The sequence below is a fragment of the Candidatus Arsenophonus phytopathogenicus genome, from assembly GCF_056113345.1.
The window spans coordinates 1-2,055 of sequence record NZ_JBUIOB010000008.1; the positions used below are offsets into that span (position 1 = coordinate 1).

The following is a 2,055-nucleotide window of genomic DNA, read 5'->3' on the forward strand; positions in this document are numbered from 1 at the left end:
ATGATAGTTGCATTGAAATTTAAAAATTTATAGTGAATTATAGTGATAATCGCATCATAACTATATGATATATTTATTTTTTTTATTCAATCCTGCTATGCTGGAAAAAAGCTGGCAAAAAGTCACGAAAACTTAATGTGCTTAAGAGCCGCAAACGTTGGACAATTGATTTTGCTCTATTGAGGTCAATTAGAGTGCTTGCCATTTTTTTTTTAGTTACACCAATAGGTAAAACTGATGATGAATCCGCTACACCAGCAATACCGACCTTAATAGTGCCCGCCTTCATACTTTCTACGATATTGGTAATAGCCTGAAAACTAGTAGCACATGCTCTAGAAATACTATAAGCATCTATTGAAACAGGTAGTCCAGTGCCTAAAACAATTTCTCTAGCAATATTCGGCGCTTCAGGCATCTGAACTACTTAACCAAAAACCACTTGATCAATGAGTTGAGAATCAATACCACTGCGAATAACTAATTCACGTACTACCATTTTGCCTAGATCGACACCAGGTATATTATGATAAGCCGTTGCCTGTTTAGCAAAAAGAAGGCGTAACCCAGTAACAATTGCGATACGATCAGTATTCTTAACGTTGTAGTTCATAGCAGATCTCGCTTCCCTTTTTATAAAAAATGAAACTATAGTTAATCATTCCCAATACTTCACAGAGGTCTGATCTGATAATCAATTGTTATTCAAATGTAGTGAAAGAAAAATAATAAAAATTAAAAACTGAGAGGCGACACACAAGATATGAATATTTATTTGTCACACAAGTCAAAATATTGAGAACAACTCAACGACCCAATGCCTACAAAATCTCTGTAGGCATTGTTAAATTCAATTAACGCAAATTTAATTGAAAAATTAGCGTTTCAGCTTCACAACAAAAGGTAAAACTCGCTAGTAATTTAACACCCTCAGTAATAGGCTGAATCTGATGTTCAATCACACAACGCTCCGATCCAACTGACCGTGCTTTTTCTATTAGCTGTGTTAACATTTTTTCAGCTTCTTGTTGATTTAAAAATTTTTTTCAAAAGAAGCTGTACAATTTTGATTATCTATCACTGTACCCACATCAACACAACAGCAAGCAACAGTTTCTTCTGCATGACAACGATTCTTAGCATCCGACATACTTTTTTCCAACAATAAACATTAACAAAATATAATCATAACGCTAATTAACAGAAAAATACCAGCTACTATCTGATAATCTATAAAATATCAAGTAGTTATTTGATCTAATATCCCTATTGTTACTCTATCCCTATCACTTCGCATAATTAATGCACCAATTTTATGTTAAATAAATCACATTTTTACAAACAAATAACATATACACAGTAAACATGCTTGTAATAAAACCGGTATTCAATTCTATACTCAGTCAACTGGTCTGATTTGCCATATTGGCATGGAGCAATACAATTCGGGCCTTTCTATTACGACTATCAATGTCGTTCTTATCATAAATATAATTTAAGGGGTTTTGGTTATGAACCAGAAAAACCTGTTCAAACATACAATCTTGGCAATGGCTGTAAGTTTTATTTCGACAAATGCCAATGCTGCTGGCTTTCAACTAAACGAATATTCCACTTCTGCATTGGGTCGTGCTTTTTCAGGAGAAGGTGCGATTGGCGATAATGCTAGTGTTGGTAGTCGCAATCCAGCAGCGCTGATGTTATTCAATAATCCAGTGCTCTCTCTTGGTGCAATTTATATTAATCCTGACGTTGATATAAAAGGAAAATCACCTGTCACTGGTAATAGTACCAGTTAAAACAACATCGCGCCTCATGCCTGGATACCTAATGCCCATTTTATTTTTCCAGTAAATGAAATATTATGTTATATAAAACATATTAATCAATAACTTAAATATAATAAATTCATCTTAAATTATTTTTATATACACATTTATGTACAAATTATTTTTCTACCCCTCACGTGCTATCTTTGCCATAACGCAAAGAATAAAACCGCAGTCTTTCAAAAAAACCACTTGTTCTCAACCAACAGCTAATAGTTAACAACTT

Annotated in this window: 3 pseudogenes; 1 reads left to right on the forward strand and 2 read right to left on the reverse strand. The window is 33.5% G+C overall.

The window, feature by feature from the left end:
* Positions 1-112: 112 nt before the first annotated feature.
* Both AC01GB_RS01395 and AC01GB_RS01400 read right to left on the reverse strand, forming a co-directional pair.
* A pseudogene (locus AC01GB_RS01395) lies at positions 113-613 on the reverse strand (thiolase family protein); the annotation flags it as partial.
* 241 nt (positions 614-854) lie between these two features.
* A pseudogene (locus AC01GB_RS01400) lies at positions 855-1,150 on the reverse strand (YfcZ/YiiS family protein).
* A 361-nt stretch (positions 1,151-1,511) separates the two neighbouring features.
* On the opposite strand from AC01GB_RS01400, the pseudogene AC01GB_RS01405 reads away from it, so the two are divergent.
* Positions 1,512-1,859, forward strand: a pseudogene (locus AC01GB_RS01405) (outer membrane protein transport protein); the annotation flags it as partial.
* Positions 1,860-2,055 lie beyond the last annotated feature (196 nt).